This is a genomic window from Cytobacillus oceanisediminis (genome assembly GCF_004366035.1).
Lineage (GTDB): Bacteria > Bacillota > Bacilli > Bacillales > Cytobacillaceae > Cytobacillus > Cytobacillus oceanisediminis_C.
Genome location: NZ_SOEE01000009.1, coordinates 125,420 through 141,442 on the forward strand (window position 1 = coordinate 125,420; position 16,023 = coordinate 141,442).

At 43.2% G+C, this 16,023-nt stretch carries 14 protein-coding genes; 1 reads left to right on the forward strand and 13 read right to left on the reverse strand.

Translation table 11 applies throughout. The features are described 5' to 3' along the window. Positions 1-6: 6 nt before the first annotated feature. On the reverse strand, positions 7-1,044 hold the full coding sequence (locus tag DFO72_RS21735) for an ROK family transcriptional regulator (protein ID WP_113884202.1): 1,038 nt from the start codon (positions 1,042-1,044) through the stop codon (positions 7-9). 314 nt (positions 1,045-1,358) lie between these two features. On the opposite strand from DFO72_RS21735, the gene DFO72_RS21740 reads away from it, so the two are divergent. Further along, on the forward strand, positions 1,359-1,874 hold the full coding sequence (locus DFO72_RS21740; protein ID WP_113884203.1) for a hypothetical protein: 516 nt from the start codon (positions 1,359-1,361) through the stop codon (positions 1,872-1,874). Between the two features lie 297 nt (positions 1,875-2,171). Here the strand turns inward: DFO72_RS21740 and DFO72_RS21745 are convergent, their stop codons facing one another. From DFO72_RS21745 to DFO72_RS21800, 12 genes are all read right to left on the reverse strand, one after another. Further along, on the reverse strand, positions 2,172-3,101 hold the full coding sequence (locus DFO72_RS21745) for a bifunctional helix-turn-helix transcriptional regulator/GNAT family N-acetyltransferase (protein ID WP_113884313.1): 930 nt from the start codon (positions 3,099-3,101) through the stop codon (positions 2,172-2,174). A gap of 166 nt (positions 3,102-3,267) precedes the next feature. Next, positions 3,268-3,477, reverse strand: a complete 210-nt coding sequence (locus DFO72_RS21750) for a hypothetical protein (protein WP_113884204.1) — start codon at positions 3,475-3,477, stop codon at positions 3,268-3,270. A 156-nt stretch (positions 3,478-3,633) separates the two neighbouring features. Further along, the gene (locus DFO72_RS21755; RefSeq protein WP_113884205.1) at positions 3,634-4,341 is read right to left on the reverse strand and encodes a DNA alkylation repair protein; all 708 of its coding nucleotides are present in this window, start codon (positions 4,339-4,341) and stop codon (positions 3,634-3,636) included. A gap of 49 nt (positions 4,342-4,390) precedes the next feature. Then, positions 4,391-5,086, reverse strand: a complete 696-nt coding sequence (locus tag DFO72_RS21760; RefSeq protein ID WP_113884206.1) for a peptidase E — start codon at positions 5,084-5,086, stop codon at positions 4,391-4,393. Between the two features lie 115 nt (positions 5,087-5,201). Next, positions 5,202-6,446 (reverse strand): MFS transporter, encoded by a 1,245-nt coding sequence (locus DFO72_RS21765; protein WP_113884207.1) that lies wholly within the window; start codon positions 6,444-6,446, stop codon positions 5,202-5,204. 383 nt (positions 6,447-6,829) lie between these two features. After that, positions 6,830-7,933 carry a D-xylose ABC transporter substrate-binding protein gene (gene xylF / locus DFO72_RS21770; protein ID WP_113884208.1) on the reverse strand — a complete coding sequence of 368 codons (1,104 nt, stop codon included), beginning with the start codon at positions 7,931-7,933 and terminating at the stop codon, positions 6,830-6,832. Continuing rightward, on the reverse strand, positions 7,930-9,471 hold the full coding sequence (locus DFO72_RS21775) for a response regulator (RefSeq protein WP_113884209.1): 1,542 nt from the start codon (positions 9,469-9,471) through the stop codon (positions 7,930-7,932). The genes xylF and DFO72_RS21775 overlap by 4 nt, the downstream gene beginning before the upstream one ends. Further along, positions 9,446-10,906 carry a sensor histidine kinase gene (locus DFO72_RS21780; RefSeq protein ID WP_113884210.1) on the reverse strand — a complete coding sequence of 487 codons (1,461 nt, stop codon included), beginning with the start codon at positions 10,904-10,906 and terminating at the stop codon, positions 9,446-9,448. The genes DFO72_RS21775 and DFO72_RS21780 overlap by 26 nt, the downstream gene beginning before the upstream one ends. Next, positions 10,903-11,880, reverse strand: a complete 978-nt coding sequence (locus DFO72_RS21785) for a sugar ABC transporter substrate-binding protein (RefSeq protein ID WP_113884211.1) — start codon at positions 11,878-11,880, stop codon at positions 10,903-10,905. The genes DFO72_RS21780 and DFO72_RS21785 overlap by 4 nt, the downstream gene beginning before the upstream one ends. A gap of 209 nt (positions 11,881-12,089) precedes the next feature. After that, the gene (locus DFO72_RS21790) at positions 12,090-13,265 is read right to left on the reverse strand and encodes a sugar ABC transporter permease (protein WP_113884212.1); all 1,176 of its coding nucleotides are present in this window, start codon (positions 13,263-13,265) and stop codon (positions 12,090-12,092) included. Positions 13,266-13,277: 12 nt separating this feature from the next. Beyond that, a complete protein-coding gene (locus DFO72_RS21795; protein WP_113884213.1) occupies positions 13,278-14,798 on the reverse strand; it encodes a sugar ABC transporter ATP-binding protein in 1,521 nt (506 codons plus the stop codon). Between the two features lie 82 nt (positions 14,799-14,880). Continuing rightward, positions 14,881-15,993, reverse strand: a complete 1,113-nt coding sequence (locus DFO72_RS21800) for a sugar ABC transporter substrate-binding protein (protein ID WP_113884214.1) — start codon at positions 15,991-15,993, stop codon at positions 14,881-14,883. Positions 15,994-16,023 lie beyond the last annotated feature (30 nt).

Here is a 16,023-nt window from a genome sequence, read left to right on the forward strand (position 1 = left end):
CCTCACCTATTTTCTGATAAATTTTTCGGGCGAATCAAGCATAAGCGCCAGACCCAGACTCTGCAATCCGTATAAATAGTCCTGTTTCCAATCACTTATTGCCAGAACAGGGAGGTGTTCTGGCGGAATATATTTTGAGCTTGCTGCAGCAATTTTTTCTATTAGGGTCCCCTCCACTTCATCTTTGCAGAAGATGAACGTATGAGGATTAATGATAGCCGTAATCGAGGCTACTAATCTGCTGATAGCATCAACCTGATTATCTCTGGATATCAGCACCTCTTTATGACTGGTTCCATTTTCCAGAGCTTCGCGGAAGTTCCGGTCATCATATTGAGGAACGAATGAGACTTCCCCGGCAAAAAATGTGTTTCCCCGCACAACATCCCCGTTGATCATAAACCCTGCACCAGGACCATTTTGACCGGAATATAAATACACAAGGGATTGATGATTTTTTATCTCCTTAGAATGGTGATATCCAAGAACAGCAGCATTCATGTCGTTCTCAACAACAACTGGAATCGAAAAGAGATTCTCAAAATATCCTTTAATATCGAAATCTTGAAACTGTTCATAGCCGGGCATGTAAAAAATCCGGCCATTCTTAACGGAACCAGGCACCCCAATGGAAAGCGAACGGATTGCCTGATTGGCCATCAATAAGGCTTCAATCGAACTCGTTAATAAATGCATCCCGCTGTCAGTCAATACACTTTGTATGGTTCCTTGTTCCTTCACTTCTCCCGCACAATTAAAAATGGCATAATTCGTCTCTGTCTTCTCTAAGAAAATTGCCAGACCCAGCATATAGTCAGGATTGTATGTATATCTTTTGGCTCTTCTCCCTCCGCTGGATTCATCCAGGCCCGACGACAGAATTTCCCCATCCTTCTCCATCTGTGACAGGAACTTGCTTATCGTCGGGAAACTGATTCCCAATTTATCGCTTAGTTCCACTTTGGTTGCACTTCCTAGGTCTAAAAGCGATCTGCGTATACCAGAAAGAATTAACAGCTTTAAAGATTTTGGAGCGGTCTTCATTATTCTCACCACCTGCCAATCATACTTATTTAAAAGATTTAAAAAGTATCCATTAATAAACTTATTAAAGGCCTTTAATAAGTTTATTAATGGTAATATATCATTTTAATTAACCGAAAACAACCTTCCCTTTATCAGGATGTATTATTTCAGCGGACTGTCTTTACAAGGTTCCTCATTCAGCTTGAATACTAATTTTATAGTACGTTCCTAGGCTCCAAAAAGAATCGAGGAACTCAGCTATTCCTTCCAATATATGACTCCCGGCTATATAATAATACTAAGAACGAATCTTTAAAGGAGCAGATTCAGACATGCAAAAACTTACTTTGGCTGAAGCAGTAAAATTAAAAAGTGTACTGGCTAAACGAATTCACGAGTTAGAAGAAGAAATGGACCGTGTCGCATTTGCTGATCTTGAAAAAGGCAGCAAGCTTCCTGAGATGCCAAGATCTCTCGCCATGGTGGAAAAAGAGATGGATGAAGTCCGTAAAGACATGAGACTGCTGGATAAGCTTGTATATAAAGCCAATATTGAAAATGACATCACCTTTAACAATGAATCATTGCCAATCGTAGAAGCAATTGAGCTTGCCACCCAATATCGGGCAAAGGCCCGCAAATTCAAGGAATATGGCACAGCAGCCAGGGAGGAATTCCTTTATACCGTGTCGGAAAACGTGTCGATGGTGAAAATGGCACTATTTGATCCAGAGCAGTACCGGTTAAAGGGCCTGGAAGCAGAACGCCAGGCGAATCGCCTGTCCAACTTAATCAATAACAAGAATTATTTAATAGAATTAGAGTTTGACAGCGAAAAGTATTTCTAGACCTTGAAGTGGTGAGACTCTGCTTCAAGGCATAGAAGGAACACCCTCCTATTGTGTACAAAGGTACCTTGTAATGGCAATGGCCAACCGATTATCCATGACCCATTACAACTTCATCCGTAACCAATAACCAACCATGGCTACTTGAGGCCGACGGCCATTCATCCGTAATCCCGGTTCCTTCTATGAGCCTCCAATCAATTTGAATGGAGGCTTTTTATTAATCTAATGATCTGAGGGGGACACATTTTCTCTGAAAGAACAGCAAAAGGGACAGTGTACCTGTCCCCGTGTCCCTTAAAGCAGCAGTTCCCACGTTTCTCCAACTAAATCGTGCCCAAAGCTATGATGCTTTTCCTCCTTAACAAGCTGAAATCCCTTTTTCTGATAGATATGCCGCGCTTCTTTAAGAACACTGTTTGTCCATAGAACGAGTTTCTTATATCCTGCTTGTTTGGAAAAGTTTATGCATTCTTCAACCAATTGTGAACCCAGACCCAAGCCTCTCGCCTTTGGGTCTACTATTAATAGACGAAGTTTAGCCGTATCCTCACTTCCTTCAACAACAAAAATAGAGCCAACTGTTTCTCCGTTCATTTCGGCAATCCAGCAGCGTTCCCGCTTAGGATTATAGTTATTAATAAAATCTGCCGCAATTTGAGATACAAGAGCTTCAAATCTCCCATCCCATCCATATTCTTGTGAATACAACAGACCATGCTTGTGTACAACCCACCCCATATCACCAGGTTCATGCTGACGAAGAAAATATGGGCCTGAAAATTTTAGGCTTTCATTCTTGCTTATGAGTCCTTCAACGGTTTTCATAGCGTTAATTAATTGCTGCTGTTCACTTTCCGACAATTTTCCAAGAAGATCCGCTATTTCATTGTATGAACGTTCATTTAGTTTAGAAAAGGCTTTTTCTCCCTCTGGCGTAAGCTTTAAAATGCGCTGTCTGGCATCTTTAGCAGAACGTTCTTTCTTTATAAGCCCTCTCTCTTCAAATCTGGCTAATATTCGACTTAAATAACCTGGATCTAACCCCAGCTCTTGAGTTAAATTTGATGCTTTAGGGTCCTCGTTAGTGGCAATTTCAAACAGGATTCTGGATTCTGTCAGCGAATAGGGGCTATGTAGTAACCCCTCACGCAAAGCTCCTATTTGTCTAGTCATAAAACGGTTAAAATGGCGAACAGCACTGATTCTTTCTTCAAACGAGATCATTGACAAAGAATTCACTCCTTAGAATATAGTTGCCTTTGTCAAATATAATAATCAATTTACTTGCCTTAATCAACTTACTTCCAGAACAAAGAGGAAGCTTTATAAAAGAAAAAGCGCCCATTTCTTTAATTTGAAATTGGCACTTCGTTTATTTCCTGATATTCGTTTAGCGTGATGCTTTAGGCGGCTGGCACACATCACATTTGCGCTGGTGATTATTTTTAAATTTCGTAAATGTTTTTTCAAACTCACTGCCGCATGTACATTTAAAAAGCAGTTTTTGTGAAAAACCATGATATTCCGTCGATAACAGCTTACTATCTGAATTTTTCTCAACAAATTCATTAATTTTACTGATTGTCCATCGTTTATTCATACTATACACCTCCATATTCAATCACTTGGCGGAGGCTTTTCTGCGCATCCGTTCCACTATGAGCACTACTCATAATTCCTAAGTTCCTCATTATAACATGGTCCAGGGACAAAGCAACAGTTTCATTTTTCTATCCATCCCAGTATCACTGATCGTTTAACATCTTACATATTTTCGTTTAAAGCCAAGCTTCCCTCTATCCGCTTCCTTTTGGATATTTTCCGAGGCATGCAGGAAACTGCTCTTTTTCTTGTCCCGCTTCATTTCTACAGGCCCGATGGCTTTTGCGGTCTCAACTGCCTTTTCATGGAGCGGCAAATAAGAAACACCCACTGTATAAACAAAATTATTCATGGCGGATTTTGTACGCTCCGGAGAATCATGGATGGTGTCTTTCACTTTATCAAGCATTTTGGCCAGCTTCTCTTCGGAAAATTCAGCGTCCGGACGATTCCCCAAAAGCCAGCAGTAGCAGCTCCAGCCCCCTGACATCCGCAGCTCTTCCCCGCTTTCGATCCATTTATCGGCAACAGCCTGTGCAATATCTGCTTCAGCTAATGTAACAGCCACCACATAATCGGACAGCATATAAAAATATGCATCATCCATCCAGCGGTCAAAATCCCCTTCGGTCATGGCTTCTGGATCTGCAATAATGCCTGCAAAGTACATGGCATCATAGTTCCCCGTAGCGTATAGCTCCTCTGCCAAAGGCTGATTTCTTTTAATTTTTTTGGCGATTGGTTTCATTGCGCCTGTTGCCACTCCAAAAAGCGGCTCGTGCGCGCCATTTGATATGTACATTTTCTTGGTCCGTTCTTTGCTGAGAGCTTCGAGCTCCTGCATAACCGTCTGTAAATCCATCTTTTAGCACTTCCTTCCATTTTAATAATGTTAACTTCACTTGTGCGCCTCAAGACCCTAAGTATTCTGTTTTCAGCTCAATCTCTTTTACTTCTATATCGAAATAGACCTTATAGGCCCTGGCGGTAGGTCTTGAGCTTACGATTCGGCTGACTTCCTCCTCAATAAAGTGGATAGCCACTCCATCATCCGCTGCAATTCCAGGCTTTATCTTATCAGAAGCCAAAAGCTCATGATAGGCAGGCCTTCTTTCCGCTTCTCCATCGTAATGAGGGCAATTGCTTCCTTTTAAAAAGCCCAGGCATGTTAAGGGCTCCAGTTTATCTCCATAAGAATCTGTAACTCCTTCTTCAAACCAGCAAATGGAGCCCGCGCTGATGCCGGCTAATACGATCCCTTGATCCCATGCCTTTTTTAAAATCTTATCTAATCCCCATTCTTTCCATAAAGCCAATAAATTCTTCGTATTTCCGCCTCCAACATAGATGATGTCTTTTTCCAGTATAAAACCTTCTATATCTCTTGTTGGCGGTTTAAATAATGATAAATGAGAGGGCTGGCACTTCTGTTTTTCGAAAAAGTCATAAAACCATTTAATGCAAATATCGGAATCTCCTGTTGCAGTAGGCACATAACAGACTTTAGGATTTTCTTTACCTGACTGATGTAAAATATATTCATCCAGTAATGGATTCTCGGGCTCCATGGAGAACCCTCCTCCTCCAAGTGCGATAATTTGCCTCATTTTTCTACTCCCCTCAATTGTTGTTACGTATAAATATTCTCCTTCAGTACTGTTGTTCCTTGTTTTCACATAAAAATAGAGCTGTCAATATGACAGCTCTATTTTAAAAGATTCCTTAAGATTCACTCAGCGCAGGCTTCCCCGCTTCCAGAAGCACCTGATCTCGGCCTAAAATGACCGCCAAAAGGATAATCAATGCCCCTGTTCCCACAAGAAGCCATTCGATGGCAATGATATCTGCAATCGGGCCAAATATCAGCATGCCAATCGGCATCATGGAAGTAGAGATCATCCCCATGACACCAAACACTCTGCCTAAATAATTCTCTTCAATTTTTTCCTGCAGCAATACAGTTGTCGGTGTATTGAAGATTGGCATGGCAACCCCGAATAAAGCCATGCACACTAAATAGATCCAGAAAACCGGAACGATGCCAAGTGCCAGGGTGCAAATCCCCATGATAAGACTGGCTAGGGTCATGGTTTTAATTTTATTTGGATATCCTCCCCAGGAAGCAATGATTCCGCCGCCAGCCATCATGCCGACTGAAAAAGCAATTTCAATGGCTGTCAGCTTCCATATATCCCCCCCAAAGGTGCGGGTAACCTGCAGCGGCGTCAAAAAGGCAGCAGGTGCCATCAGCACGAAGAAAACCGCAAAGAATAGGAAGAATTTCTTCAGGAAAGGAGTACTGTTTACATATTGCAGACCTTGTTTAAAGTCGCTGAAGTAGCTCGTTGACTGTTTGACCGCTGCTTTTTCGTGCACAGCGACTTTGACAAATGTCATCAAAGTGACAATGGCAATCGCTGCTGTGATCACATCAATGAAGAAGATGACTTCAAGCGATGCCATCGCCAGCAGCGCAGCGCTGACCATTGGCGAGACAAACATGATGACTGCTTGTATGCTCCCATTTGCTCCATTTACCTTTGTGAGCTTATCCTTCGGAACAATCTGCGGCAGAATCGCCCCGACTGCAGGAGTCTGAATCCCTGTTCCAAGGGCACGAATCGCCGCCATGACAAACAGCAGCCAGATGGATTCATATCCCATTAAAAAGAGGATAGCGAGAATCAGCGTCGAAAATGCGATAAGTCCATCTGCTAAAATAATCAGCATTTTCCGATTGTACCGGTCTGCCCAAACACCTGCAACCGGTGATAAGAAGAAGGTTGGAATAAAGCCGCATATAATGTAGAGCGTCATCATTAAACCAGATTCTGTCGTTAACGTAATATGCCACATAATCGCATATTGAACAAGGGAAGATCCAAATAGCGATATCGTCTGACTGCTTAAGAAGAGAATAATATTCTTCAGCCAATTATCCTGCAGTTTAGGATTTACTGTACTCATGAATTAATCACTCATTTCTATATTTAATAAAAACAAGCTTTGCCTATATTCAGTTGATCAATCCGCTCTAAACATTCTATTTCTGTAGACAGCAAAAAAGAGGAGAAATTCATCTCCTCTTTTAAAAATAACCGTTAAATTCAGGTTTCCTTAAATAGACAGACCAATCCCGTTGCTCAGAACATAGGCAGAGCCTTCAAACGTATTCAATTAACGATTGAAAAGCGGGTTTCTTAATCTCATTGATGCTGTCAAAAGGAAAACCTCCATTTCATTATAATTATATTTATTTTACCAGCGCAGAGCCGTTCATGCAATAGGGACATAGGGAGAGGTTCCATGTCCCAGGCGGCGGGCGGGAACGTGTACATGTCCTCTCGTCCCTACTTATAAACTTCCTCTCTGGAATGAAACCCATCTGCAATAATAGTACGATCCATATTGTATTTATCGACAGCAATCGGCGAAAGAAGGACGGAAGGCACCTCGATTTTGCCATTATTAATTTTTCGGTTTGCTTCTATATGTTCACCCTTCGCCATTCTGACCGCTAGTTCAGCAGCTTCCTTGGTCAGCGTACCGATAGGTTTGTATACTGTCATCGTCTGCGTACCTCTAATGATCCGCTGGGCAGCGGCAAGCTCGGCGTCCTGCCCGGCTACTGGAATTTTCCCTGCCAGCCCTTGCACTGCCAGTGCCTGGATGGCTCCGCCTGCAGTTGCATCGTTTGCTGCGATCACGGCATCTATTTGATTTTGGCTGGCTTTAAGAGCCTCTTCCATATTCACAAATGCATTCGCAGGCGTCCAATCTCTGGACCACTGATCATATACAATCTGTATATCGCCTTTTTCAATTAAAGGCTGAAGCACGTTAAAGACTCCTCGTTTGAATAAATGGGCGTTATGGTCAGTGATTGCTCCGCCAATATACACATACTTCCCTTTAGGAACCAGTTTGGCGATGGCCTTTGCCTGCAGCTCGCCAACCTTTTCATTATCAAAGGATATGTATAAGTCGATATCGGCATTTTTCACAAGCCGGTCATATGAGATGACCTTGATGCCTGCCTCGTGAGCTTTTTTGACGATCGAAGCGGTGGCTTCAGCATTATGGGGAACGACAACCAGCAGGTCGACCTTTTGTTTTATCAATGTTTCTGCCTGTGATATTTGGACCGCATCATCCCCATTCGCAGCCATGATCTCCACTTCGGCTCCAAGCTCTTCTACAGCCTCTTTGAACAGATCTCTATCCTTCAGCCAGCGCTCTTCCAATAAAGTATCCATTGAAAAGCCGATCTTAATGGGTTTCTCCCCATCCTCTTCTCCTTCCACTTCACCTGCAGCAGGAATTGCTTTCCCGGGATTTTTTTCGAGTACTGTTTCCATTTGGCAGGCTGACAGGAGGCAAACCAGCAACAGCACAGCCAGAGTCCGCTTCCATTGAATTCTATCCATCTGTTTTGCCCCTTTTTCTTCCATCATTCTTTTTTGCCCAGAAGGGTTTTACGGAATTCCGTCGGTGACTGGCCACACATCTTTTTGAAAACCTTGCTGAAATAGTTCGGTTCATGATAGCCCACCTCAAAGGTGATTTCTTTCAGACTTTTTCCGTGATCCGCCATCAGCTTCTTTGCTTTTTCAATACGGCATTCAGTCAGGAAGTCGATATAATTTACCCCGAGTTTCTCCTTGAACATTTTACTGATATAGATCGGGCTTAGCTCCACTTTCCTTCCCAACGCTTCAAGAGAAATATCCTCGTGGGAATGTTCGGTAATATATTGCTTCAGCTGGTGGATAGTATCTGCCTCCAGCCTGTCGTAATGCTCCATATACGACTTCTTCATTTGCTTCAGCAATTGATTCGTTTCAGCGCGCAGCTGCCGGAAATCCTGGGTTTGATACGCAAAAAATGGTGCAGGAGCTTCAACCCCGATCTCACTCATTACACGTGAAGCAATCCAGAGCAGCTGCAGCACCCGCTGCTGCGCTTGAATCACCCCTTCCCTTTCTGTTTCACATCGCTGGATCATTTCCATTACACTTAAGCTGATTTGCTGCCATTTGCCAAGCCTGACTTGATCAAAAAACTGTTTCTCCCGCTCTTTGGCCAGCTGTAAATCTTCCCCTGTGCTAAGCACTGGAACATCGGAATAAAATCGGTATTTAACAGGGAGCGTTGAATCCAGGGTGGCAATAAGAGATTCCTGATAGGACTGACGGATTGACTGCAGGGAACCGCAAGCGTTCCCAATCCCGACGAACCAGCCTTCTGATGAGCCTTTTTTCACAAGAGACAAAATTTCGCCGGCTATAAATATAGCCTGTGAACGGAATGATTGCTGTTTTTTCCGAAAAACGATGATTGGAAGCTGGCGGCCATATAGTGCACCTACCCATGCACTGCCTGCTTGCCTGATCTTCTCTTTGACTGAGGTATAGAGGTGTTCTTGTCCATCAGGAAGCAGGATGCTCATGACGAACTGTTCATCCGTTGAGCGAATATCAAGCATTTCAACCAGCATATCCAGATGAACCTCATGGACATGATCGAACAGCAGCTGTGTCACGACATCCGTCTCAATGACCGGAAGAGCCTTTTGCAGCGCGACCTGCTGAAACTGCGTCATTTCACGGAATCTCCGCTCTTCCTCAATCTGTTCAAGCACCTTCCTGACTGTTGCTTCAATTTCCGTGATCTTGCTTGGCTTCAGTAAATAATCCTTGACCCCAAGCTTTATCGCCTGCCGGGCATAATCGAATGTATCGAATGCTGTAATCATAATAAATTTAATATGCGGATCATCTTCGCTGATTTGCTTAATAGCTTCCAGGCCATTCAGCCCTGGCATTTGAATGTCCATAAGGATTAAATCAGGGTTAGATTCTTTAGCCAATTGAACGGCCATCTTCCCATTTTTTGCCTGGCTGATTTCAACGTCAGGAAAAGCTTTCCGGAGAATCACTTCCAGCCCTTCCCGCTCAATTTGTTCATCATCCGCGATCAGGAGTTTTGTCATGCCGCCCCCTCCTATCTTTCGGTATTGTCATCACTACTTTTGTGCCGGCAGCACTGCTCTCAATGTTCATGATATCTTCATAGCCGTAAAAAAGACGCAAACGTCTGACAACATTGGTGAACCCGATGCCTGTTGAGTTTCCACCTTTTTGAATGAACTGCCCTTGAAGAATCTGTTTAATTTTATATTCCTTAATACCTGGACCATCGTCTTCCACTTCTATAATCACACAGTCATTTCCATCCTGAATGCGAAACCAGATATTTCCCCCATCTTCTCTTGGCTCGACTGCATAGTTGACAGCATTCTCGATGATCGGCTGCAGTGTGAGACCCGGAATGTCCACATTCAGACACTTTTCATCTATTGACATTTTCAAATGCAGGCGATCTGTAAATCTGGCTTTTTGAATATCCATGTATTGCTGCAGGACCATCACTTCTTCTCTAAGTGTTACTGGCCTATCAAGCCTTTTTAAGTTATAGCGCAGCAGGCCGGCAACACTAACAAGCAGGTCACTGGTTTCATGAGACCCTTCCAAATAGGCTTTTTTGGAAAGGGTATTTAATGTGTTAAATAAAAAATGAGGGTTAATCTGGCTTTGCAGGTTCAAGAGCTGGCTTTCCTTCAGCAATAACTTGCTTTCCTGCAGCTCATGCTCCAGCTGTGCCTTTTGCTGGATTTCCGAAATCAGGTTATTGATATTAATTCGCATCCGGTCAAAGGTCTTGGCAAGAAAGGCAATTTCATCATTCGAATCAACCTTTATCGGCAAGTGAAATCTGCCCCTCGATAACTCATTAGCTGCCTGGGTCAGCTTTTGTACAGGCTTCGTAATGCTTAAGGAAAAACCATAGGTCAAGAACATTAAAAGGCAGGTTATCATCAGCATCAGCCCAATCCCCAGTTTTTTGATTTCTTCGGATTGTTCAATGATCCCCCGGTAAAACCGTTCATACGTATTCAGTTCACTATCGATCAGCGTCAGCGTCATCTCGGAGATATACATCGATATGCGCGTCGCTTCGGAGAATTCCTTTGCCGAATCCTCTGTCTCCTTTTCATTAAAGAAAAGAAGGGAGCGATCAGTTGTCTCAACCAGGCTGTCAATCAAATTCATATAATTTGTCAAAGCAAAATCATTTTCTGAATTTCGAAGATATGAAACATCCTTTTTTACATGTTCCATTTTTTCCTTGCTGTTGTTTAGTTTGTTCAGATTTTCGGGAATAGGCGTTATGAAGTAGTTATTCAAGTCTGCAATCATCTGCTGGCTTGTCCTTGTAACTTCATTCATCCGAAGGTATCGCTGAAGAATATCGTTATATTGATTCTGAGTTTTCTGATTATAATAGGTGAGTGTGAGCCATATGCCTGCCATAATCAATAGAATTACAGTCGTGAGTGTCCAGATTTTCTTATGAATTTTGTTCATTGCTTTTCCATCGCCTTTAATATCCTGATATCGGTAAGATAGCCATCAGATTTCAGCGGCACTTCTTCATCCCTAAGCCATTTCAAAATCAGCTCTACACTGAGGCTTCCCATCTTCTCAGGAGATTGTTCAATGATTCCATCAAGTTTTCCCTGAGTAAGCAGAGATATTGAATCCGGACCATCGTCAAAAGAGTAGATATAATAAGGTTCTACCTGTGATCGCCTGCCTATTTCCTGAACCATTGCTCCTGCTATATTGGCCTTAATAGCTATAAAACTATCAGTATCCGGATTTTGATTCAGCATGTTCTGAGTCGCAGCGATAATTTCCTCCCTAACATCTGTCGTTTCCGCATAGACTGTCTGGATATTTGGATATTCCTTCAGTACTTCATGAATGCCATCAAGGCGCTGCTGCTGATAAAACTCTTTATGCTTGTCGCCCATTAGAATGACTTTTCCCTTATGGCCCATATCGTCAAGAAGCTGTTCTGCAATTAACTGCCCGGCCAGATATTGATCCGAGCCGACGTACGTTTTTCTCAAACTTTCAGATTTTGGCACGTCGTTGGCCACTGTAATAATCGGGATTCCATAAAAAGCAGCTTTAATCTTTGCTAAATCTGTGAATTCCTGCGTGTCCAGACCCTGAACAATGATGCCGTCCACTTTTGATTGAATGGCTACCTCTAACTTTTTCAAAAATTCCTCTTGATTTTTTCCATAGCTTCCCCAGACTTCCAGGCTTGCCCCATCCTTCCGTGCTTGTTCCTGTGCAGCAATACCTGCCTTATCCCAGAAAGGGGTCTCTAATTCCTGCGTTATCAGGACCAGCCGATATTTCACTTCCTGGCCATCTGATGCAGCAGGGAGATCCCATTTGGATGTAAACGCTTTCTCGGATAGCGTAAATGTAAAATAACCAAGGACGATACATGTAAGACAAAATACTAGAATACCCGTTTTACGCAAGGCTGTATCTCCGTTTCCTAAGTATGAATAGCTAAATAATTTTAATCATATCACCTTTTTAAGGCTTATAGAAGAGAGAGAAAGAGAGGGTTGTCTGTTGTTAACATGAGGATAATCGGTGCTTTAGGGATGCTGCCCAACTGCATCATAAGGGCACCCTCTTGCCGGATGCCCCATTTTCAAAACGGCTAATACAGGAAACTGGTAATCTACCCTCTCTTCTTCCGGGTCATGACATCAAAGATCACAGCACCTGCCAATACGCCTCCGCGGATCATGTACTGGAGGGAAACCCCTACCCCGAGCAGATTCATCCCGCTTGATAAAGAGGCCATGACTACAGCACCGATAATGGCACCGGTGATTTTGCCCACGCCCCCTGCAGAAGAAACTCCGCCGACGTAAGCAGCTGCAATGGCATCGAGTTCAAATAATGTCCCAGCTGTAGTTGTCGCTGACTGAAGGCGCGAGGTGAATAATATGCCGGAAAGGGCTGCCAGCATCCCCATTGAACCAAATACTATATACGTAATTTTATTTACATTGATTCCACTCAGATGTGCCGCTTCCGGATTGCTTCCGACAGCATATATATGTCTGCCAAGCACGGTTTTCGTTGTCAGGAAGTGATAGATGACAACCACTAAAAGCATAATGACAACCGTCCAGGAAAATCCGTTGTAGCCTGCCAGGATCCAGGTAATATAAGAAATGATAGCCGAAACAAAAACTAATTTGACAATAAAAATCCCTTTTGACACGACCTCGAATTGATAGTTGATCTTGTTTTTCCGCGTGGAAATTTCACTGTATATATACAGCAATATGGCCAGTACACCCAGAATTAGTGTAAGGAGATGCAGCCCATTCACTTGCACAATCGAAGGAATGAATCCGTTTCCGATGGCGTTAAATCCATCATCCTTGACGATAATAGTCCCGGTTTTCTCTGTTACCTGAAGAAGTGCACCTCTAAAGATCAGCATTCCTGCAAGAGTAGCTACGAAGGATGGGATACCGAACTTTGCAACTAGAAGGCCATTGAATAGTCCGACAAAAATACCCAGCACCAGGATAATCGGAATGGTGATATAAAAAGGTACTCCCATTCCCGTCAGGAGAATTGCAGCAATGGCCCCCAAAAATCCAGCGACGAACCCGACTGAGAGGTCAATGTGCCGGATCACGATAACCAGCGTCATCCCCACTGCCAGGACAGCGATATATCCCGTTGAATCCAGCAGATTGCTTATATTTCGCGAAGACATAAACAGCCCGTCAGTCATAATAGTGAAGGTGAGCATAATAACGAATAAGGCAATGTACATGCCATAGTCACGGATATTATCTTTAAACAGCGTCTTCGCTTCGTTAATAAATTCCATTAGTTTAACCTCCTATTGCGTGGCGAGCTGCATGATGCTTTCCTGGTTTGCTTCTTCAATCGACAGCTCGCCTTTAATTTCGCCTTCCGCCATGACATAGACACGATCACTCATCCCAAGAACTTCACCCAGTTCTGAAGAAATCATAATAATGCTCATGCCTTCCTCAATCAATTGATTCATAATCGTATAAATCTCGAACTTAGCCCCAACATCAATGCCCCGAGTCGGCTCGTCCAGGATCAGTAATTTTGGCCCGACGAATAGCCATTTGCCCAGGGACACTTTCTGCTGATTCCCCCCGCTCAAATTGCCGACAGCCTGTTCAAGGGAAGATGCTTTGATATACATGGACTTTTTATATTCCGTTGTTTCCTTTACTTCTTCGTTATCATTAATCACTCCATTTACAGCAACCCGTTTGAGGTTTGCCGCAGAAATGTTGTTTTTAATATCCTGTATTAAAAACAGGCCGTCCCCTTTTCGGTCTTCCGTTACGTACGCAATCCCTGACCTGATGGCGTCACTCGGATGCTTCAGCGTTTTTGGAACGCCATCCACCAATAGTTCGCCTTGTAGTTTATAGAATTTTGGATTTCCGAAAATACTCAGAGCAAGTTCAGTCCTGCCTGACCCCATCAAGCCCGCAACCCCGACAATCTCTCCTTTTTTGACATGAAAATTAACATCTTTTACAACCTGCCTGCCCAAGTGCACAGCATACGCAGACCAGCTGCGAAGCTCAAGAACAGGATCGCCAAATGTTTTGTTCGGCCTCTTTGGATAAATATCTTCTATCTCCCTGCCGACCATGTTTTTTATAATGACATTTTCAGAGATTTCCCCTTTTGCAGCGTCCAGGGTACAAATGGTTTGGCCATCACGAAGCACAGTCGCTTTATCTGCAATCGAGATGACTTCTTTCAGCTTATGGGAGATCATGATGCAGGTAATTCCCTGCTCTTTCAGCTCGCCTAACAGATCCAGCAGATTTTCGCTGTCATCCTCATTAAGTGCTGCAGTCGGCTCATCCAGGATAAGCAGTTTCACATCCTTGCTTAAAGCTTTGGCAATTTCGACTAATTGCTGTTTTCCAACGCTCAGGTCTTTTACGAGTGTTTCAGGGTTCACATCGAGCTTAACCTTATCCAGCATTTTTTTAGCTTCAGCAATGGTCCGGTTCCAATCGACGATTCCGCCCTGCTTAATTTCATTGCCCGCAAAGATATTTTCATAGACTGTGAGATCCGGAAACAAGGCAAGTTCCTGATAGATAATGACGATTCCTGCTTTTACACTGTCACTGATCTTATTGAATTGCTGTACACTGCCCTCAAATACAATATCACCCTCATATGTGCCATAAGGATATACGCCGCTGAGCGCCTTCATCAGAGTGGATTTACCCGCTCCGTTTTCACCGATCAAGCAGTGGATCTCACCTTTCTTCACCTTGAAATTGACATTGCTGAGCGCTTTGACACCTGTGAATTCCTTGGAAATCCCGTGCATTTCTAAAATATTTTCGCTCATTATGCTCCCCCCTAGCCAAACAGCTATTCAGAAGGAGAAATAGTGATAGACGCATCTATCACTATTTCTCGCCCTTTATTGATTAAAGTCCTGTAAATTCATCTGCTTTATAGTATTCAGAATCAATCAGTTCTTTTTTCACGTTATCTTTGTCAACAACGATTACATCTGTTTGCTTTGCTTTTACTTCAACCTTGCCGTTGTCGTAAGAACCAGTTGTCTCAGGGTCTTTGTCTTCAAGGATATCGATCGCCATGCCCATTGCATCTTTTACGAGAGTACGAACATCCTTGAATACTGTCATGGATTGCTTTTCATCAATAACGTATTGAATGGAAGCTTTCTCAGCATCCTGACCTGTTACAAGATAGCTGGATACTGCACTGTCAGTTCCAAAAACATCTGCAATGGAACGGGCAGTTCCGTCGTTCGGAGCAAGAATTGCCACATTGCCCTTCATATCGTCAGAAGCAGCTGTTAAATGTGTTTGTGCCTTGTTCTTCGCTTCGTTTGGATCCCAGTTCGTTGTCACCTGGCCAATGATTTTGCTTAGCTGGTCACGGGACAGATCAGCTGTCTCTTTCAAAGCTTCGGCTTCGCTTGAGTTAGCAATCTTGAATGTGCCATCTGCAATCTTAGGCTGAAGTACACTCCATGCTCCCTGGAAGAATAAGAAAGCATTATTATCAGAAGCAGCGCCTGCATATAGATACAGAGGCACGTTCTTGCCCTTTACGCTGTCTGCCAGGTATTGTGCCTGTGCAGCTCCTACAGCAAGGCTGTCAAAAGTTACATAATAATCAATTGCATCTGTATTGGTAATTAAACGGTCATAAGAAATGACTTTTACGCCATCCTTCTTTGCAGCTTCAACCGCTGCAGCAGCTGCATCGCCATCTTGCGGACAGATAATCAGCACATCAATACCTTTGTTCAGCAATGTCTCTACATTTTCTTTTTCCTTAGCCGAAGATCCCTGGCTAAACAAAATCTCAGTTGTATATTCCGTTCCTTTTAACGCATCTTTAAATCTTTGCTCATCCTGAACCCATCTGGGCTCATCTTTCGTTGGCAAAACGATTCCGACACTTACTTCACTGCTGCCGCCGCCAGTGCCCTGGCTGCATCCTGCTGCAATAAACGCAAACATCATAACCGTCAGCATAAGAGAAATGACTTTCCACTTTCTTTTCATTCTTTTTCCCCCTTTATAATGGATAAAAAT

Coding starts and splice junctions, on each gene's coding strand:
- DFO72_RS21755 (WP_113884205.1), bottom strand. CDS start 4,341: ATGGATTTACAGACGGTTATGCAGGAGCTCGAAGCTCTCAGCAAAGAA.
- DFO72_RS21740 (WP_113884203.1), top strand. CDS start 1,359: ATGCAAAAACTTACTTTGGCTGAAGCAGTAAAATTAAAAAGTGTACTG.
- DFO72_RS21800 (WP_113884214.1), bottom strand. CDS start 15,993: ATGAAAAGAAAGTGGAAAGTCATTTCTCTTATGCTGACGGTTATGATG.
- DFO72_RS21760 (WP_113884206.1), bottom strand. CDS start 5,086: ATGAGGCAAATTATCGCACTTGGAGGAGGAGGGTTCTCCATGGAGCCC.
- DFO72_RS21765 (WP_113884207.1), bottom strand. CDS start 6,446: ATGAGTACAGTAAATCCTAAACTGCAGGATAATTGGCTGAAGAATATT.
- DFO72_RS21795 (WP_113884213.1), bottom strand. CDS start 14,798: ATGAGCGAAAATATTTTAGAAATGCACGGGATTTCCAAGGAATTCACA.
- DFO72_RS21745 (WP_113884313.1), bottom strand. CDS start 3,101: ATGATCTCGTTTGAAGAAAGAATCAGTGCTGTTCGCCATTTTAACCGT.
- DFO72_RS21780 (WP_113884210.1), bottom strand. CDS start 10,906: ATGAACAAAATTCATAAGAAAATCTGGACACTCACGACTGTAATTCTA.
- DFO72_RS21775 (WP_113884209.1), bottom strand. CDS start 9,471: ATGACAAAACTCCTGATCGCGGATGATGAACAAATTGAGCGGGAAGGG.
- DFO72_RS21790 (WP_113884212.1), bottom strand. CDS start 13,265: ATGGAATTTATTAACGAAGCGAAGACGCTGTTTAAAGATAATATCCGT.
- xylF (WP_113884208.1), bottom strand. CDS start 7,933: ATGATGGAAGAAAAAGGGGCAAAACAGATGGATAGAATTCAATGGAAG.
- DFO72_RS21750 (WP_113884204.1), bottom strand. CDS start 3,477: ATGAATAAACGATGGACAATCAGTAAAATTAATGAATTTGTTGAGAAA.
- DFO72_RS21735 (WP_113884202.1), bottom strand. CDS start 1,044: ATGAAGACCGCTCCAAAATCTTTAAAGCTGTTAATTCTTTCTGGTATA.